Here is a 16,734-nt window from a genome sequence, read left to right on the forward strand (position 1 = left end):
ATGACGCTGCATACGCAGCAGCTGTTCAACCGCTATGGGGACATCTATAGCCGGGGCGACCTGACCCTGGCACGCAACAGCGCCTTGGCCAAGGCGGACCGGCTGGAAAACCGCTCCGGCACCATTGAGGCCGAGGGGGATATGACCCTGCGCGCGCGGGACATTCTTAACACCAAGGACAGGATCGAGACGGACTCGTCGCTGGTGCAGCAACAGGTGTCAGGGACGAGCTATACCGTTAGCGAGCGCCACTATGAGTATTACAGCGATGGGCGCGACGGGGATAAGGGATACAAATATACCGGCAGTACCGTCGTTCGTGAATTCTCCACCTACCAGTTGGAGGAAACGTACCGGACCCAGGTTGTTGACGACTCCCCCACCGCAACGCTGTTAGCGGGCGGCTATCTCGATATCGTCACCAATGCGCTGACCAATCGTGCCAGTGTGCTGGCGGCCAATGGTGATGTGACGATCACGACCGGATCCTTGATCAATCAAGGTGCCGGGAATGAGCGAATCGTGCGGACCACGACCTATCGTGATGAGGATCCGCTCGACGGTATCGATCTTAACAGTCGAGGCCCGTCGCTGAGGCCTAGATACAGCGTTGCTGAAAATGACCTCTCCGTCACACTGGCCGCATGGAATGCCCAGGGCGGCGTCGACGAAGAGGGCAATCCGCTAGCATTGCCGGCGTCGGTTCATGTCGCGTCAAAGAATAGCGAGGCCGAAACCCGCACCATTCTCCCCGGTGGTGCTCCCGCCGTGATTTCCGCCGGTGGCCGTGTCTCCATCACCGCCACCGAGCAGCTCCACAACGGAGATATCCAGGAACATACCCTGGCCCAGTTGCAGGGCCGCCTTGGCGATGCGGCGACCCTGGGGCCGGTGTCCACGCTGTCCATGACCTTGGGCCGTGATGCCGACCAGGCCAGTGCCCAGGGGCTGAACGCGCCATCGCGAGTGGACCGCAGTGGTGCCAGCCGCGATGCGTCGCTGGCGGATATCGGCGCAACGCCCAGCACCGCTGGCGGGGGGCTTGACGGTGCACTGGACGCCAGCGTGGGCGCTGGCTTTGACGCGGGAGGCGGCGTCTGGGTCTTCGACGACGCGCCCTTCCTGCGGGTCGATATCGCGCAGACGCCGTCCTTCCGGCTGCCGGAAGGTGACTATGGCCTGTTCGTGCGCGCCCCCGAGGCCCAGGGGCGCTATCTGATCGAGACCAACCCGGAATTCACCAACCTCGAGCAGTGGCGCGGTTCCGACTACCTGCTCGACAAGCTCGGCTACACCGATGACGAGGCTTATCGGCTGCTCGGCGATGGTCGCTATGAATCCCGGCTGATCCGTCAGGCGGTGCTGGCCACCACCGGCCAACGCTATCTCAGCGAGGGGCTGGGCGATGACTACGCCCAGTATCGCTACCTGATGAATAACGCCCTGGCCTCGAAGGACCACCTGTCGCTGTCTGTGGGCGTGGGCTTGAGCCCCGAGCAGGTGGCGGCGCTGACCCACGACATCGTCTGGCTGGAGGAGCGTCAGATCGACGGCCAGACGGTGCTCGCGCCGGTGCTGTACCTGGCCAACCTGGACAGCCGAGATGTGCGCGGCGGCGGGGTGATCCAGGGCCGTGATATCGACCTGATCAGCGGCGGTGACTTGGTCAACGTCGGCACCCTGCGCGCCACCCACGACCTTAATGCCTACGCCGCAGGGTCCGTGTTGCAGGGCGGCCTGGTCGAGGCCGGTGACGCCCTGAACCTCACCGCCCGCGACGATATCCGCAACGCCATGGGGGGACAGATTCGCGGGGACCGGGTCAGCCTGACAGCCCTTGAGGGCGACGTGGTCAACGACCGCCTAAGCGTGGCGGCTGGCACCTCACGGGATTATCGCAGCTATCTTGACCAGGGCGGCAGCATCAGCGCCCGTGACCAACTCGACATCCAGGCCGGGCGTGACGTGGTCAACCGTGGCAGCCTGACCAGCGGTGCTGACCTGTCCGTGACCGCCGGTCGTGACATCGTGGCCGGGGCCGTGGTGGACGTCAGCCACTGGCAGGATGCCCGCGGCCGCGATCGTCAAGACAGCGCCACCACCCTGGGCTCAACCACCACCGCCGGGGGCGATCTTACCTGGCAGGCCGGACGGGATATCGCGATCGACGCCAGTCAGGTCTTAAGCAGTGATGACCTGGTGCTGGCCGCCGGGCGCGACATGGCCATTGTCTCTGGCGAGGACAGCGACGCCAGCCGCGACGTCAGTCGTCGCCAGATCACCACCACCGATAACGTGACCCAGGTGGGTAGCACCCTTGAGGCGGGAGGCAGCGCGAGCCTTAGCGCCGGAGGCGATATCGGCCTGCTAGCCAGCCGCGTCGAGGCCGGCGAGGGGCTGGGCCTGGTTGCCGGCGGCGACATCACCCTGGCGTCTGCGGCCAACTCCAGCGAGAGCCACACCCGCAAGCCCAACAAGACCTACGACACCCGCACGGTGCGTCAGCAGGGCAGCGAGCTGGCGGCCGGCAGCGACCTGACGGTGGCCGCCGGGGGCGATCTCACCCTGGTGGCAAGTACCGCCAGTGCCGGTGATGAGGCGTATCTGTATGCCGGTGGCGACGTGGCCCTGCTGGCCGCCAACGACGAGGATTACTCCCGCTACGAGAAGAACGAGAGCGGCGGCCTGTTCGGCGGTGACAAGCATCGTCTCGATGAAGTGCAGGACCTGCGCGCCCAGGGCAGCCAGATTGAAAGCGGCGGTGATCTGATCATCGCAAGCGACGGCGACCAGACCTATGAAGGCGCCCGACTCGATGCGGGCAACGACCTAGTGCTGGACAGCGGCGGCGAGATCACCTTCGCCCATGCCCGCGACCTGCATAGCGAGACCCATGAGAAGAGCTCGAGCAATGCCGTCTGGCAGTCGGCCAAGGGCGAAGGCGAGACCGTCGAGACCCTGCGCCAGAGTGAGCTGGTGGCCCAGGGGGAGCGGATCATCCGCGCCGCCCAGGGCGTCAACGTCGACATCGAGCAGGTCGATGAGCAGAGCATCCACCAGACCATCACCGCCATGGTCGAGGCCGACCCGAGCCTAGCTTGGCTGGCCGAGATGGAAGCCCGTGGCGACGTCGACTGGCGTGAGGTCAAGGCTCTCCATGACCAGTGGGACTATGACCACTCGGGCATGAGCGCCGCCGCGCAGCTGGTGGTGGCGATTGTGGTGGCCTACTTCACCGCAGGGGCGGCCAGTACCATGATCGGTGCCGCTGCCGGCACCGGGGGGGCCACTGCCGCCGCTGGCACTGCCTGGGCCGCAGCCACGACCACCACCGCGGCGGGCTGGGCCAATATGGCCGCCACCGCCGCCTTGACGGGCATGGCCAGCAACGCCGCTGTCAGTACCATCAATCATCAGGGTGACCTGGGCGAGGCCTGGGGCGACGTCACCTCCAGTGACGCCCTGCGCGGCTACGCCGTGGCGGGCGTGACCGCCGGGCTGACCAGCGGCCTGTACGACGGCTGGACCGGCACTCAGACCGGCACCACCACCGGCCTTCCTAATAGCGGGACGGTCACAGGGGCCCCCCTTGGCACCTGGCAAGGGGCGGGCCAGTTCGGCGCCAATCAGCTCTTGCAGAACACCACCTCCGCGCTGCTGGACCGGGCGCTTGGCGGTGACGCTGCGCTGGGTGACGCATTTCAAGTGAGCCTGGCCAACACCTTCGCCGCCGCTGGCTTCAACGCCATCGGCAATACCTCCCTTGAAAACGGCAGCCTGAACAAGGCTGCCCTGCACGCCGTCATGGGCGGCCTTGCCGCCGAAGCCGCGGGCGGTGACTTCACCACCGGTGCACTCGCCGCCGGTGCCAACGAGCTGTTAGTCGACAAGCTCGCTGGAGAGTACAGCGACCTGGACCAGGCCGACAAAGGCCGGCTGCTGGTAATGAACTCCCAGATCATCGGCGTCATCGCCGCCGAGATCGCCAGCAATGACGACAGCGAACTGCAGATCGGCGCCCAAGTGGCGGGCAGTGCGACGCAGTATAACCGGCTGCTGCATCCGCAGGAGTGGGAGGTTCTGGCAGACCGGTCTCGCGAACTAGCAGCGGAGCGGGGTGAACCTAGTATTGGTGATCTGAGCTGGGACGATATGTTCGCGTTGGTCTCTGGCTCTCAGCTGGATGCTAGCCAAACCACCGCCTTCAGTGACTTGCTCGCCAGCTTGGACACGTCCAGCAATGCAAACAACCCACAGTATGCACGGTTCCTGAGTGACCTTCAGGTCGCACAGGCCGCCTACAATGAAATAAGGCAACAGTACGCTGGGCAGTCGCTCAGGTGGAGTGATGGAGAAGTCATCATCGCTCACGGTGAGCCAGTGATCATGTTCCAAGCCAGCGAGGCCCAGTACCAAGATGGCAGCCTGTTTGGAGCGGTGGATTCCAGCTACTGGGGAAGTGGGCTCGACTCACCGTATAGTCTGGGAGCAACTGTCCACCACCAGGGCGAGATGGCTTCGATTGGCAGCGCTGGCTTCGCCGATACCACCAGGGTGTATGATCAGGCCTACTGGAGTGCCATGGGGGGCGGCGCTGAAGTCGACACCACCGATGTTGACATTGTACTGACGCTATCGGGTGGTGGTGTTGCAGCCAAGGCTGCGGCGTCGGGGATTAGAAGGTTGCTGCAGTCGCGGGTATCGGGGGCGGCGGGTGTTTCACTAAGACAGACTGTTGATGATTTGCTCTCTCAAGGCTCTCGATTGCCAAGTACTGGTGGAAAGAGCATTCAGTTCCAGAAAAATGGTGGGTATGACAGGGCAAATGCTGACTTTGACTCGCTTGGTCTGAGTAATGTTCGAGAGATTTCTATGCCCTCCGGTGGGTCTGGAAGAGTTGGGACATTGTCAGATGGACGAAAGGTTGTAGTACGCTCGAGAAGTTCAGAGAGAATTCCAGGGCATTTTAGTCAGCCAACTCTTGAGATTCAAAATCTTGATCGAACACGAATTAAAATTAGGTATTAGTCGTGAAGAAAAGAACTCACCATAGAATCCCTCTTGAGCTTCCTTCTGTGATTGACTTTGTTTCGTTACAGTTGGATGAGCGTGGGTGTAGAGTTTGTGTGGCCGAGCTTGGTAGTGGTCATCGACAAATTTTTGAAGTTGATTTTGGTTATTCTAATTTGGCAGTTAGAAGTATGGACGAAGGAAGTTACTTGTCCATGTCTTGGGATGTGGAAGAAAGTGACGAGCCAATAGGGCCTATAGTTATTGTAACAGGATCGGATTTCCTTGACTGGTTCCAAGAGCAAAGTTGCGGTGTTTACTTGGAAGACAGCATTATCCATGTGGCTGTGTTGACTCAGAATGACTGGGTTGAGGTACTATGCACTGAAATGCCAGTAGTTCGCACTATTTCTTCTCAAGATGCCTAAGATTGATGATGGTCGGGAAATAAGATTGAACTCAGATGGGGAGATTAAGAGATTTATCGATTGATAGAATATGAAAGACTCTTTTGAAGCTGTTGTAGAAGGCGTCGAAATACAAGATCTAGGTAAGCTTATGCAACACTTGGAGAGTAAATCACGTGAACCGTTTGAGGTTTCGCTATTTGATGGGGAAAAATGCGAATACTATAGTGGTTTCACTGATGAAATTGTTTATAAAATGGAGAGGTGTGAGGAAAGCATTTATATTTCTACAGTGATTCGAGAGTTAGAGATCTCGGATAATCTCACGTTGTCTATTGTTTTTATAAGATTTTTTTGTTAGTTGTAATAGTGTGGCTCGCATTGACATGAATATGTTTTTTGAATGTGAGTAGTGTGAGTTAGACATATATATGACTGAAATTAAAGAGATATTGCTGTCAATTTCGACTTTCGTTAAAGTTGACGAATTCTTTGGCGGGCTGGAGCCTGCTAGCGATATCAGAACGAGATATTTCACAGTGACCGAACTAGGTCCTTTAGCTTTAAATAGTAGAGCAATAGATTAGGGAGGATGCAGTTTTTGCGTACAACACGATCAATGGATCGATTGAGGACCTCATAGTACTTCGCCCTCTGCCCACTGATCATCCTGGAGTCATAGAATAACCGCAGTACTTTGGGGCCAGCAGGTAGATGTCAAGTCCCGGATGATTAATGACTTGGCGGATACAGTTTCTGAGTGCAGCACGATCAATGGTTGATGGAGGAGCTTCATGGTACTTCGCCATTAGCTCACTCATCATTTCAATGGGGCACTTGAAGTCGAAACGTTTCCGTGGACGCATGTTCAGCTCCAGCGCGATGTCATCCAGGTCCTGCTGTCTGTAGATCGATAGGTCCTACTGTCGTATGAGCCCATTGATGTTTTCGTTGGCGCCTCTTTGCCACGGACTGTGTGGGTCACAGAAATAGATGGCAACGCCAGTATTCTGTGCCGTGTCATTTCGCGCCCCTGGTCAAATGTCATGCTTTTCCGTGCCGCCAGTGGCATGAGGTTCAGTGCAGCGCTGAAACTTTCCACGGCGGAGGTGGCGGTCGCATCATCCATTTTCACCAGGATCAGGTAGCCGCTTTTCAGTTCGACAAGGGTACCAGCAGCGGATACATTGCCCTTGCCTTTGATCAGGTCGCCTTCCCAGTGCCCAGGAAATTCACGTTTTTCCACCTCGGGAGGACGAAGATGAATGCTGACCATATCAGGGATCTGATTACGCCGATCGACCTGCCCTCGCCGAGGCTTTCGGGTGGACTTTCCTTGCCGTAAGCAGTGGATCAGCTCTTTTCGTAGCTCGCCAACGGGCAACGCATAGATAGCGTTGTAAATTGTTTCACGGCGACGTAGGCGTCTCGGAGGTTAGGGATAGTCATATACTTGAGCTTGCCGCTGATCTGCTCGGGAGACAAGCGTCGACGCAACATGTGCTGAATCAAGGCGAAGCGGGGGCTTTCAGAAAGCAGCTTTCGCCTTGGCCGACAGACGGCCCTGCGATCTTGGCGACGCTGTTGTGAATATGGTACACGGTATCGGCCATCGGGCGAGCCGTTTCGACGGATTTCCCGACTAATCGTCGACGGAGACCGCTGGAGCAGAGCCGCCATCTTCCGGATGCTCAAGCCTTGCTCGAGGCTAACCTGGATCATGGCGCTTTCTTCAGTGCAGAGTCCGGATTAGGCCATAAATACAACACCTTCCCGGTTTGGTCAGGTGTTGCACTCAGAATTTGCGGCTAAGCTTTCTTGGTAAATAGCTCCGGGCGCTTCTTCTGCCAGTCCTTCATTGCATCTACCGGAGTCTGGAGCATTTGGCGACGCTCTTCGCGCCACCAACGACCTCAATGCCTGGGCGGCTGAGACAGGGCTGCCTGGTTTAGACCGGCGACGCGCCGAACCATACCGTCAGCGACGGTGTTTGCATTAATTAGCGGCCTTGCGCTTCACAGTCTAGCGTTTCACGGTAGGTTTGTTTCTTATGTCATCCTCTTGATGGCTGCACTATAGCCTGTGCAGCGCGGGAGGGAGGCACTTCAAGATAGTGTGATAGTTATCCTTTTTTCGCCCACCAAAGGTCGAGCTAGGATATCGGTTTAAATGACTCTGTTCTGCTTTTTCTTTGATTGCTCGATAGTGACTAACGTTGTTCGTTCGAATGCTGGATTCAGGATAATTCTGCCTGGTAACCCCTCGGTTAATTGTCGTACTTTGAGCTTGCTGTCGACAGGGGGTGTTCAGGGCGCGACCGCCTCAGCTCTATGATGGCGGAGGCAGTGATGTTGCTCGATCGATAGGACGCCAGCTGCTAATGCTAATGGCGGATGGCTGTGTCTCTATCATCGTATCGGCATGAAAAAGGCAGGTGTAGCATCACATTGTGCGTGCCACAGGCGGAGTCTTTGTGCGCAGGTGTTGACCTTAGAACCTGCGGCTAAGCTCTTTCGGTAGTAGCGCCGCCTTGATCAACGCTTAGGTTATCTTTTGTTGAAAATAACAATGTTCTGGAGTGTGAAGATGCGATGTATGCTTTGGTTGATGTTGGCCTTGGCGCTTGTGGGGTGCTCCGCCGGTCCGATGAAAATGGATGTGCATAATTTGCATGAATCGGAGTCGGTGATTATTCATGATTCTAGGCCGGCTTCAGAGTCAGAGTTGGAGTCCTTCAGTTATCTGGTGACAAGCGATGCCTACGGTATATACCGTGTGAATCATGATGCGACAGATCCGTCCCCGTTAAGGCTGTTTCAGCATATGGCATTTGATGCTATTTCACCTGTCGAGGACGGTGTTGAGATCAATGTTCATCATTTTGTTATCTATTCGAATATGCGAAAGGCGCTAAAAGCTCAGGCAGCCGGTAGTGTTTTCGGGCTTATCGGTGCTGTCGTAGCGACATCGATGATGAACCATGAGGCGGATTTTAGCTTCACGGTCATGGACCAGAATGAGTTTGAAGAATATTTCTCAGGTGAGGAGTATTTAAGGGGCGTGTACTCGGAGGTGGAAAACCCCAACGATGCATCGATATTTATTATTTATATTGATGCTGAGGTGAATGGAGTGAGGCATTTTATCAGGAGTGTCTATCCTCTAGTAGCAACTGACGAAAGCCAGCCCCTGGAGATGGCGCTAAAAGATACGATCAAGGCGTTCCTTGCCCTTTACTAAGTGAAGGTGTGAGCAGAATCCGAAGAACCTCTCCGCCCTCCTGAAGTGCCTCGCCCCCTCCCAGGTCGCTGCCACGCCGTGACGTTCGGGAGGGGGCTGCGCTCCTCCCCCCCCAGCCTTGCCAGTCTGTCTTGCTGTTTAACCCTCTGATGGAAGAGGGTTGTTTTGCCTGGTCGCTGTCTTTTTAAGGATTTTTCCGTTTTTGATGGGGCGCTTCCACCGCAAAAAAATCTTGTGCTTCACTGGAGATGAAGAGAAAAGCACTACAGGTGCTCGCTATCGTTATCACGTGTGGAGAACGCCATCATGCAGATCGCCGTACCCAAGGAAATCAAGAACCATGAGTACCGTGTCGCGCTGACGCCTAGTGGTGCGCGGGAATTGAGCGAGCGTGGCCATCAGGTGGTGGTCCAGTCCGGTGCTGGTGACGGTGCTGGCTATAGCGATGATGCCTACATCGCCGCCGGTGCCTCCATCGAGGCCGACGTCGAGGCCTTGTTTCAGGCGGCGGAGCTGATTCTCAAGGTCAAGGAACCACAGCCGGAAGAGGTGGCTCGGCTAGGTCCCCAGCATACCCTGTTTACCTATCTGCATCTGGCTGCCGAGGAAACTCTGACCAAGGGCCTGCTGGAAAGCGGAGCTACCTGCATCGCCTATGAAACCATTACCGCTGCCCAAGGCGGGCTCCCGCTGCTGGCCCCGATGAGCACTGTTGCAGGACGTATGGCGGTACAGGCGGGTGCCCATAGTCTGGAGAAGGCGCAGGGTGGAGCTGGCGTGCTATTGCCAGGCGTGCCAGGCGTCGCTCCGGCCCGGGTCACCGTGATTGGTGGTGGTGTCGTCGGCGAAAACGCGGCCCGTATGGCGCTGGGTCTAGGCGCCGAGGTGACTGTGCTGGACAAGTCGATTCCTCGCCTGGAAACACTGGATGACCGCTATCAAGGGCGCATGAAAACGGTGTTCTCCTGCGCCGATGCGCTGGATGAGGCGGTGCGCGAGTCCGATCTGATCATTGGTGCGGTGCTGGTGCCTGGGGCGGCAGCTCCGAAGCTGATTACCCGGGCCATGCTGGCCGACATGAAGCCTGGTGCGGTGCTGGTCGACGTGGCCATTGACCAGGGGGGATGCTTCGAGACCTCGCGGCCGACCACCCACGCGGAACCCACCTATATCGTCGATGGCGTCGTGCACTACTGCGTGGCCAATATGCCGGGTGCGGTCGCGCGCACTTCGACCCAGGCATTGACCAATGCCACGCAACCCTTTGTGGTAGCACTGGCGGATAAGGGATGGCGCCGCGCGCTGGCGGAAGACCGCCATTTTGCGGCGGGGCTCAACGTGCACGACGGCAAGCTGACCTATGCGGCTGTGGGCGAGGCGTTCTCACTTCCTGTGGTCAGTGTCGACAGCGTTCTAAGCTGACGGGCTGCGCTGTTCCCGATAGGCAGAGCTCGTCGCTCCACTGGCGAGCCCTGAGCATGTCCACTGCGTCGCTGCTGGCAGCACGACGCAATGTGGCCGGGCAGGTCGCCATCGTTCGGCCTTGGCGTTACCATAGCGGGCATTTGCCGATACAGAGTGTCGTTCATGTCCGCTACTTCCGCAGCCTCCGACAAGACCCGGGTTCTCACCGGTATTACCACGACCGGTACGCCTCATCTGGGCAATTATGTTGGTGCCATCAAGCCTGCCATCGAAGCCAGTCTCGATCCGAGCGTCCAGTCCTATTATTTCCTGGCCGACCTGCATGCCTTGATCAAGTGTCAGGATCCCCAGCGGGTGCAGCAATCACGCCTGGAAATCGCAGCAACCTGGATGGCTCTTGGGCTCGATACCGACAATGCCATCTTTTATCGGCAGTCCGACATTCCTGAGATCCCCGAGCTGACCTGGATGCTGTCCTGCGTCTGCGCCAAGGGCTTGATGAACCGCGCGCATGCCTACAAGGCCGCCGTGGCGGACAATGAAGAGGCGGGCAACCAGGACCCGGACAAGGGCGTCACCATGGGGCTGTTCGGTTATCCGGTGCTGATGGCTGCGGACATTCTGATGTTCCAGGCCAATCGTGTGCCGGTGGGGCGTGACCAGATTCAGCACATTGAAATGGCGCGTGACATGGCTGGCCGTTTCAATCACCTGTACAAAGGAGACTTCTTCACGCTGCCTGAGGCGGTGGTGGATGAGCGCGTGCAGGTGCTTGGTGGACTCGACGGACGCAAGATGTCCAAGAGCTACAACAACACCATTCCGCTGTTTGTGCCTGAGAAGAAGCTTCTGAAGCTGGTGCGCAAGATCAAGACCAATTCGCTCGAGCCCGGCGAGCCGAAAGACCCCGACAGCTGTACGCTGTTTCAGATCTACTCTGCGTTTGCCAGCGAGTCCGATACCCAGGCCATGCGAGACGATTACGTCGCCGGTATCGGCTGGGGCGATGCCAAGAATCGCGTTTTCGAGCTGCTCAACGATCAGCTGCGCGAGCCTCGGGAGCGTTATCACGCCCTGATGGAAGACCCAGGCCACATCGAGTCAGTGCTGAAGAAGGGCGCTGAGCGTGCCCGGGCCGAGGCGGCTCCCTTGATGGACCGCCTGCGCATTGCCTCAGGCCTTGGCCGCTTCGTCTGACGCCGCAAGGGATGCTGACTCCGGCCCACGGGGGCAGCATCCTTATGGTCGGCCTCCTGGGGTCTGAGCCAAACTGCGCATGACTGTCCCCTAGCACCACCGCTTTTCCTGGGGCCTGCTCGCTGGCGTGCTAGAGTGGGCACAAAGGGTACCGCAAGAGTACTCGGACTCGACCGAGCCCCCTGAGAAGGGCGATTGACAAGAGTCCCTTGACCGAGTCACCAAACGAGACGAGAGATGAGCACAGAACCTAAGCGTCCCCTCTATATTCCCTACGCTGGCCCCTCTCTGTTGGAGATGCCGCTGCTCAACAAGGGTAGTGCCTTCACCCAGAAGGAACGTCTGCAGTTCAACCTGATTGGCCTGTTGCCACAGAACGTCGAGACCATCGACGAGCAGGTCGAGCGCGCCTATCACCAGTACCAGCAGTGCCAGAATGATCTGGACCGCCATATCTATCTGAGGGCGATTCAGGACGATAACGAGACGCTGTTTTTCCGCCTGGTGTCCGGCCATCTCGAAGAGATGCTGCCGATCATCTACACCCCCACGGTCGGCAAGGCCTGTGAGGAATTCTCCAATATCTATCGCAACCACCGGGGCCTTTTCATCTCGTACCCGGATCGCGAGTACATGGATGACATCCTCAGAAGTGCCACCAAGGATAACGTCAAGGTGATCGTGGTCACCGACGGCGAGCGCATCCTGGGCCTGGGGGATCAGGGCATCGGCGGCATGGGCATTCCCATCGGCAAGCTGTCGCTGTACACCGCCTGTGGCGGCATCAGCCCCGCCAATACCCTGCCGATCATGCTGGACGTAGGGACCAACAACCAGCAGCTGCTGGATGACCCCCGCTATATGGGCTGGCGTCATCCGCGCATCAGCCAGGAAGAGTACGACGAGTTCATCGAGACCTTCATGCAGGCGGTGAAGCGTCGTTGGCCTAAGGTACTGCTGCAGTTCGAGGATTTTGCCCAGGCCAACGCGATGCCGTTGCTGGAGCGTTATCGCGACGAGATGTGCTGCTTCAATGACGATGTCCAGGGCACCGCCGCGGTCTGCGTGGGGACATTGATGGCAGCATGCCAGGCGCGTGGCGAAGGCATGGCTCGTCAGCGGGTCGTCTTCGTGGGTGCCGGTTCTGCCGGCTGCGGGATTGCCGAGATGGTGGTCGTGGCGATGATGGCCGAAGGGCTGACCGAGTCCCAGGCCCGTGAGCGCGTCTACATGGTCGATCGCGAGGGCCTGGTCACCGATGATCAGACCTGGCTGAGAGACTTCCAGCGGCGCCTGGCACACCCCGCACAGTCAGTCGAAGGTTGGAACGGCCAGGACCTGCTGGAGGTGGTCAAGCAGGTGCAACCGACGGTGCTGCTTGGTGTGTGCGGACAGAAGGGCATCTTCACCGAACAGGTGGTGAAGGCGATGCATGCCAACTGCCAGATGCCGCTGATCATGCCGCTGTCGAACCCGACCTCCCGTGCTGAAGCGGTGCCCGCTGACGTGCTGGAGTGGACCAACGGTGATGCGCTGGTCGCCACCGGCAGTCCTTTCGCCCCGGTCGAGATCAACGGCCGCACCATTCCCATTGCCCAGTGCAACAATGCCTACATTTTCCCAGGCATTGGCCTTGGAGTGGTGGCCAGCGGCGCCCGCAGGGTCACCGACGCCATGTTGATGGCCGCCTCCCGTGCGCTGGCGCGTGAAGCCCCGATCGTCAAGGAAGGCGAGGGCGCCATGCTGCCGCCGCTGTCGCGTATCCGCGAGATCTCCAAGTCCATCGCCTTCGACGTCGCGGCCCAGGCCCAGCATGAAGGGGTGGCGTTGAAAAGTGACGGCACCAAGTTGCGTCGGGATATCGAGAAGAGCTGCTGGAGTCCGAATTACAGGGACTATCGGCGTCGCGCCTTCTAATCATCCCGCACGTCAACACCACACGAGGAACCCTGCCGGTCGGCAGGGTTCTGTGTTTTTAGCTTCAGCTTCCAGCCTGCCGCTAGCGGCAACGACAAAAAAGACCCTGCCGGAGCAGGGTCTTTATGGCGATAACATCAGGAGCGAGGGCTCCTGGCTGGCCGATCAGGCGGCGCCGATCATCTTGCGCAGGACGTAGTGCAGAATGCCGCCGTGGCGGTAGTACTCGAGCTCGTTGGCGGTGTCGATACGACATAGCGCATCCAAGGTCTTCTCGCCCTTGTCGCTCTTGATGGTCACCTTGACCTTGGCACTGGGACGCAGGCTATCCAGCCCCTCGATGGACACGGTCTCGTCACCGGTCATGCCCAGCGACTTGCGGTCCTCGCCTTCGGGGAACTGCAGCGGTACCACGCCCATGCCGATCAGGTTCGAGCGGTGGATGCGTTCGTAGGATTCCGCCAGCACAGCGCGTACCCCAAGCAGCAGGGTCCCTTTGGCGGCCCAGTCCCTGGAGGACCCGGTGCCATATTCCTTGCCGGCGACCACCACCAGCGGTGTACCTTCCTGCTGGTACTTCATGGCCGCATCGTAGATCGCCATCTGCTCACCACTGGGCACGTGGCGAGTCTCGCCACCGACCACGCCATCGAGCATCTCGTTTTGAATGCGCACGTTGGCGAAGGTGCCGCGCATCATGACTTCATGGTTGCCCCGGCGAGAGCCGTAGGAGTTGAAGTCGACGGGTTTGACCCCGTTTTCCTGCAGGTAGCGGCCAGCCGGACTGTCGGGCTTGATGGCGCCGGCAGGGGAGATGTGGTCCGTGGTGACACTGTCGCCAAGCATCGCCAGGATATGGGCGTCCTTGACGTCCTCGACCTTGGCCGGCTCCTTGCCCATGCCCTCAAAGAAGGGCGGGTGCTGAATGTAGGTGGAGTTGTCGTCCCACTCGTAGACCTCGCTTTCCGGCACCTTGATGGCTTTCCACACCTCGTCGCCATCAAAGACTTCCGCGTACTCCTTGTGGAACATCTCGGTGTTGACCTTCTCGACGGCCTCGGCCACCTCGGCCTGGGATGGCCAGATGTCCTTCAGGTAGACCGGCTCACCTTGGCTATCCTCGCCGATGGGGTCCTTGTCCAGGTTGCAGCGCACATTGCCGGCCAGGGCAAAGGCCACCACCAGGGGCGGTGATGCCAGCCAGTTGGTCTTCACCAGCGGATGCACCCGGCCCTCGAAGTTGCGATTACCGGACAGCACCGAGGCCACGGTCAAGTCACCGTCCTTCACGGCCTCTTCAATGGGTTCCGGCAGCGGCCCGGAGTTGCCGATGCAGGTGGTACAGCCGTAGCCGACCAGGTTGAAGCCCAGCTCGTTGAGATCATCCTGCAACCCGGCTGCGGCCAGGTAGTCGGTCACCACCTTGGAACCGGGGGCCAGCGACGTCTTGACCCAGGGCTTGGTGGTCAGGCCCTTTTGCTTGGCCTTGCGGGCCAGCAGGCCGGCGGCCATCATCACGCTGGGGTTGGAGGTATTGGTGCAGGAAGTAATGGCGGCAATCACCACGGCGCCTGGGTCAAGGCTGAAATCCTTGCCCTTGTAGTTGACGTCCTGGCTGCTGGAATGGCGATAGCTGCGCTCGACACCGACGGCGGTCTGGCCACCCTCAGAGCCCAGCTTGTCATTGCGGCTATCGGACGATGGCGTCCCCTCGTCGGCCATCAGCTTTTCGAAGGTCTGCGCGAGCTGGCTCAAGGCAACCCGGTCCTGTGGGCGCTTGGGGCCGGCCAGGCTGGCTTCGACGTCGCCCATGTCCAGCGCCAGGGTATCGGTGAAAATCGGCTCGTGGCCCGGCTCTCGCCACAGACCCTGCTGCTTGCAATAGGCTTCGACCAGCGCAATCTGAGCCTCGTCACGGCCCGACAGGCGCATGTAGTTCAGCGTCTCATCGTCCACCGGGAAGAAGCCGCAGGTCGCGCCGTACTCGGGGGCCATGTTGGCGATGGTGGCGCGGTCAGCCAGCGGCAGATCCTTGAGGCCGTCACCGTAGAATTCGACGAACTTGCCGACCACTCCCTTCTTGCGCAGCATTTCGGTGACGGTCAGTACCAGGTCAGTGGCGGTAATGCCTTCACGCAACTTGCCGGTCAGCTTGAAGCCAATAACCTCGGGGATCAGCATCGAGACGGGCTGTCCCAGCATGGCCGCCTCTGCCTCGATACCGCCGACGCCCCAGCCCAGCACGCCCAGGCCGTTGATCATGGTGGTGTGGGAGTCGGTGCCGACCAGCGTGTCGGGGTAGGCCAGGGTCTTGCCATTGTCATCCCGCGTCCACACCGTCTTGCCCAGATACTCCAGGTTGACCTGGTGACAGATGCCGGTTCCCGGAGGAACGACGCGGAAGTTGTCGAAGGCATCCTGCCCCCAGCGCAGGAACTCGTAACGCTCACGGTTGCGATCCATCTCCAGCGCCACATTGTCCTTGAAGGCGGATGGGTCGCCGTACTTGTCGACCATGACGGAGTGGTCAATCACCAGATCGACCGGTGACAGCGGATTGATCCGTGAAGGCTCTTCCCCCAGTGTTTCCACGGCAGCGCGCATGGACGCCAGGTCGACCACCCCCGGAACCCCGGTGAAGTCCTGCATCAGTACCCGCGCCGGGCGGTAGCCGATCTCACGGTCGGAGCGGCCTTCCTTCTGCCAGTCGACCAAGGCCTGCAGGTCTTCCTTGGACACGCTCTCGTCGTCAGCAAAGCGCAGCTGGTTTTCCAGCAGCACCTTGAGGGTCATCGGCAGGCGCTGGATATCCCCCAGGGCATCTGCGGCCTGGGCGAGGCTGTAGTAATCGTACTGCGTCCCGCCAACGTCGAGGGTCTGGCGAGTATCCGGTAGGGAATCACTGCTCATGCTTTCCTCCTGAGGCATTGAGTCGAACGGTCCAGGTTCGCGGGGATCGGCGAGGTCTTGCGGCAGATCCCTTAGTAGTACTTGGTCATCATAGTTGCGTTATTCAACCATGGTGATGAAATCGGGTGCCGGATCGGGCCTTGAAAGCAGCGTCGGCCAACCCCATGGTGGGTCCTTCGACAGGCCTTGGCCAACCACGGAGGCGTGGCATGCATGAATCGACATTGCCTGAGTGGACGCTCGACTGTCCCTACTGCGATGCCACCATCGAGGTGTTGGTGGACACGTCCCAGGGCAGCCACGAAACCTGGGAGGACTGCTCTCAGTGCTGCGCACCCATTCATTTTCGTATCGAGGTGGACCCGGTGACGGAAGAGATCCTCTCCGTGGTGGCCGGAGACGATGACGAGGTCATCTAAGCGCTTGAGCGGTGGCCGGCCAGTGGCGGCCGCGAGGCGCGTTACCGCCGAGCAATGACAGGGTCATTGCGGCGTCATCCTCGGCAGGTGACAATAGCGAGCCTCTATCGGACCAGTGATGCTGGTCGATTGGCCCAGCAGGACGTGCTCGCCTAGGGTATGCCCTTGTCTTGTACGCCTTGCTGGGAACAAAGATAGCTTCCCTTATC

8 protein-coding genes and 1 pseudogene are annotated in these 16,734 nt (G+C 59.3%); 7 read left to right on the forward strand and 2 right to left on the reverse strand.

Going from position 1 to position 16,734, the window contains the following annotated elements; all coding sequences use genetic code 11:
* Window positions 1–5,028: DUF637 domain-containing protein (locus KUV45_RS18110; RefSeq protein WP_222161555.1), on the forward strand; the 5,028-nt coding region annotated here is incomplete at its 5' end.
* A gap of 2 nt (window positions 5,029–5,030) precedes the next feature.
* Window positions 5,031–5,438 (forward strand): hypothetical protein, encoded by a 408-nt coding sequence (locus tag KUV45_RS18115; protein ID WP_206940357.1) that lies wholly within the window; start codon window positions 5,031–5,033, stop codon window positions 5,436–5,438.
* 758 nt (window positions 5,439–6,196) lie between these two features.
* On the opposite strand, the pseudogene KUV45_RS18120 reads toward KUV45_RS18115, so the two are convergent.
* Window positions 6,197–7,139, reverse strand: a pseudogene (locus tag KUV45_RS18120) (IS30 family transposase); the annotation flags it as partial.
* Window positions 7,140–8,012: 873 nt separating this feature from the next.
* Between KUV45_RS18120 and KUV45_RS18125 the strand changes: the two are divergent.
* From KUV45_RS18125 to KUV45_RS18140, 4 genes are all read left to right on the forward strand, one after another.
* Window positions 8,013–8,657, forward strand: a complete 645-nt coding sequence (locus tag KUV45_RS18125; protein WP_222161556.1) for a hypothetical protein — start codon at window positions 8,013–8,015, stop codon at window positions 8,655–8,657.
* A 306-nt stretch (window positions 8,658–8,963) separates the two neighbouring features.
* A complete protein-coding gene (gene ald / locus KUV45_RS18130; RefSeq protein ID WP_222161557.1) occupies window positions 8,964–10,079 on the forward strand; it encodes an alanine dehydrogenase in 1,116 nt (371 codons plus the stop codon).
* A 165-nt stretch (window positions 10,080–10,244) separates the two neighbouring features.
* Window positions 10,245–11,279, forward strand: a complete 1,035-nt coding sequence (gene trpS, locus KUV45_RS18135; RefSeq protein WP_222161558.1) for a tryptophan--tRNA ligase — start codon at window positions 10,245–10,247, stop codon at window positions 11,277–11,279.
* Between the two features lie 237 nt (window positions 11,280–11,516).
* On the forward strand, window positions 11,517–13,196 hold the full coding sequence (locus KUV45_RS18140; protein ID WP_206940349.1) for an NAD-dependent malic enzyme: 1,680 nt from the start codon (window positions 11,517–11,519) through the stop codon (window positions 13,194–13,196).
* 165 nt (window positions 13,197–13,361) lie between these two features.
* Here KUV45_RS18140 and acnA read toward each other — a convergent pair whose 3' ends face one another.
* On the reverse strand, window positions 13,362–16,106 hold the full coding sequence (acnA, locus tag KUV45_RS18145; protein ID WP_222161559.1) for an aconitate hydratase AcnA: 2,745 nt from the start codon (window positions 16,104–16,106) through the stop codon (window positions 13,362–13,364).
* 209 nt (window positions 16,107–16,315) lie between these two features.
* Here acnA and KUV45_RS18150 point away from each other — a divergent pair, with 209 nt between their 5' ends.
* Window positions 16,316–16,525 carry a CPXCG motif-containing cysteine-rich protein gene (locus KUV45_RS18150; protein ID WP_206940345.1) on the forward strand — a complete coding sequence of 70 codons (210 nt, stop codon included), beginning with the start codon at window positions 16,316–16,318 and terminating at the stop codon, window positions 16,523–16,525.
* The last annotated feature ends 209 nt before the right edge of the window (window positions 16,526–16,734 follow it).

The sequence above is a fragment of the Halomonas sp. DP3Y7-2 genome (assembly GCF_019800795.1).
GTDB lineage: Bacteria > Pseudomonadota > Gammaproteobacteria > Pseudomonadales > Halomonadaceae > Halomonas > Halomonas litopenaei_A.

Excerpts from the sequence above, each read along its gene's own strand:
- acnA (WP_222161559.1), bottom strand. The coding sequence starts at position 16,106 with ATGAGCAGTGATTCCCTACCGGATACTCGCCAGACCCTCGACGTTGGC.
- KUV45_RS18150 (WP_206940345.1), top strand. The coding sequence starts at position 16,316 with ATGCATGAATCGACATTGCCTGAGTGGACGCTCGACTGTCCCTACTGC.
- KUV45_RS18140 (WP_206940349.1), top strand. The coding sequence starts at position 11,517 with ATGAGCACAGAACCTAAGCGTCCCCTCTATATTCCCTACGCTGGCCCC.
- KUV45_RS18125 (WP_222161556.1), top strand. The coding sequence starts at position 8,013 with ATGCTTTGGTTGATGTTGGCCTTGGCGCTTGTGGGGTGCTCCGCCGGT.
- ald (WP_222161557.1), top strand. The coding sequence starts at position 8,964 with ATGCAGATCGCCGTACCCAAGGAAATCAAGAACCATGAGTACCGTGTC.
- trpS (WP_222161558.1), top strand. The coding sequence starts at position 10,245 with ATGTCCGCTACTTCCGCAGCCTCCGACAAGACCCGGGTTCTCACCGGT.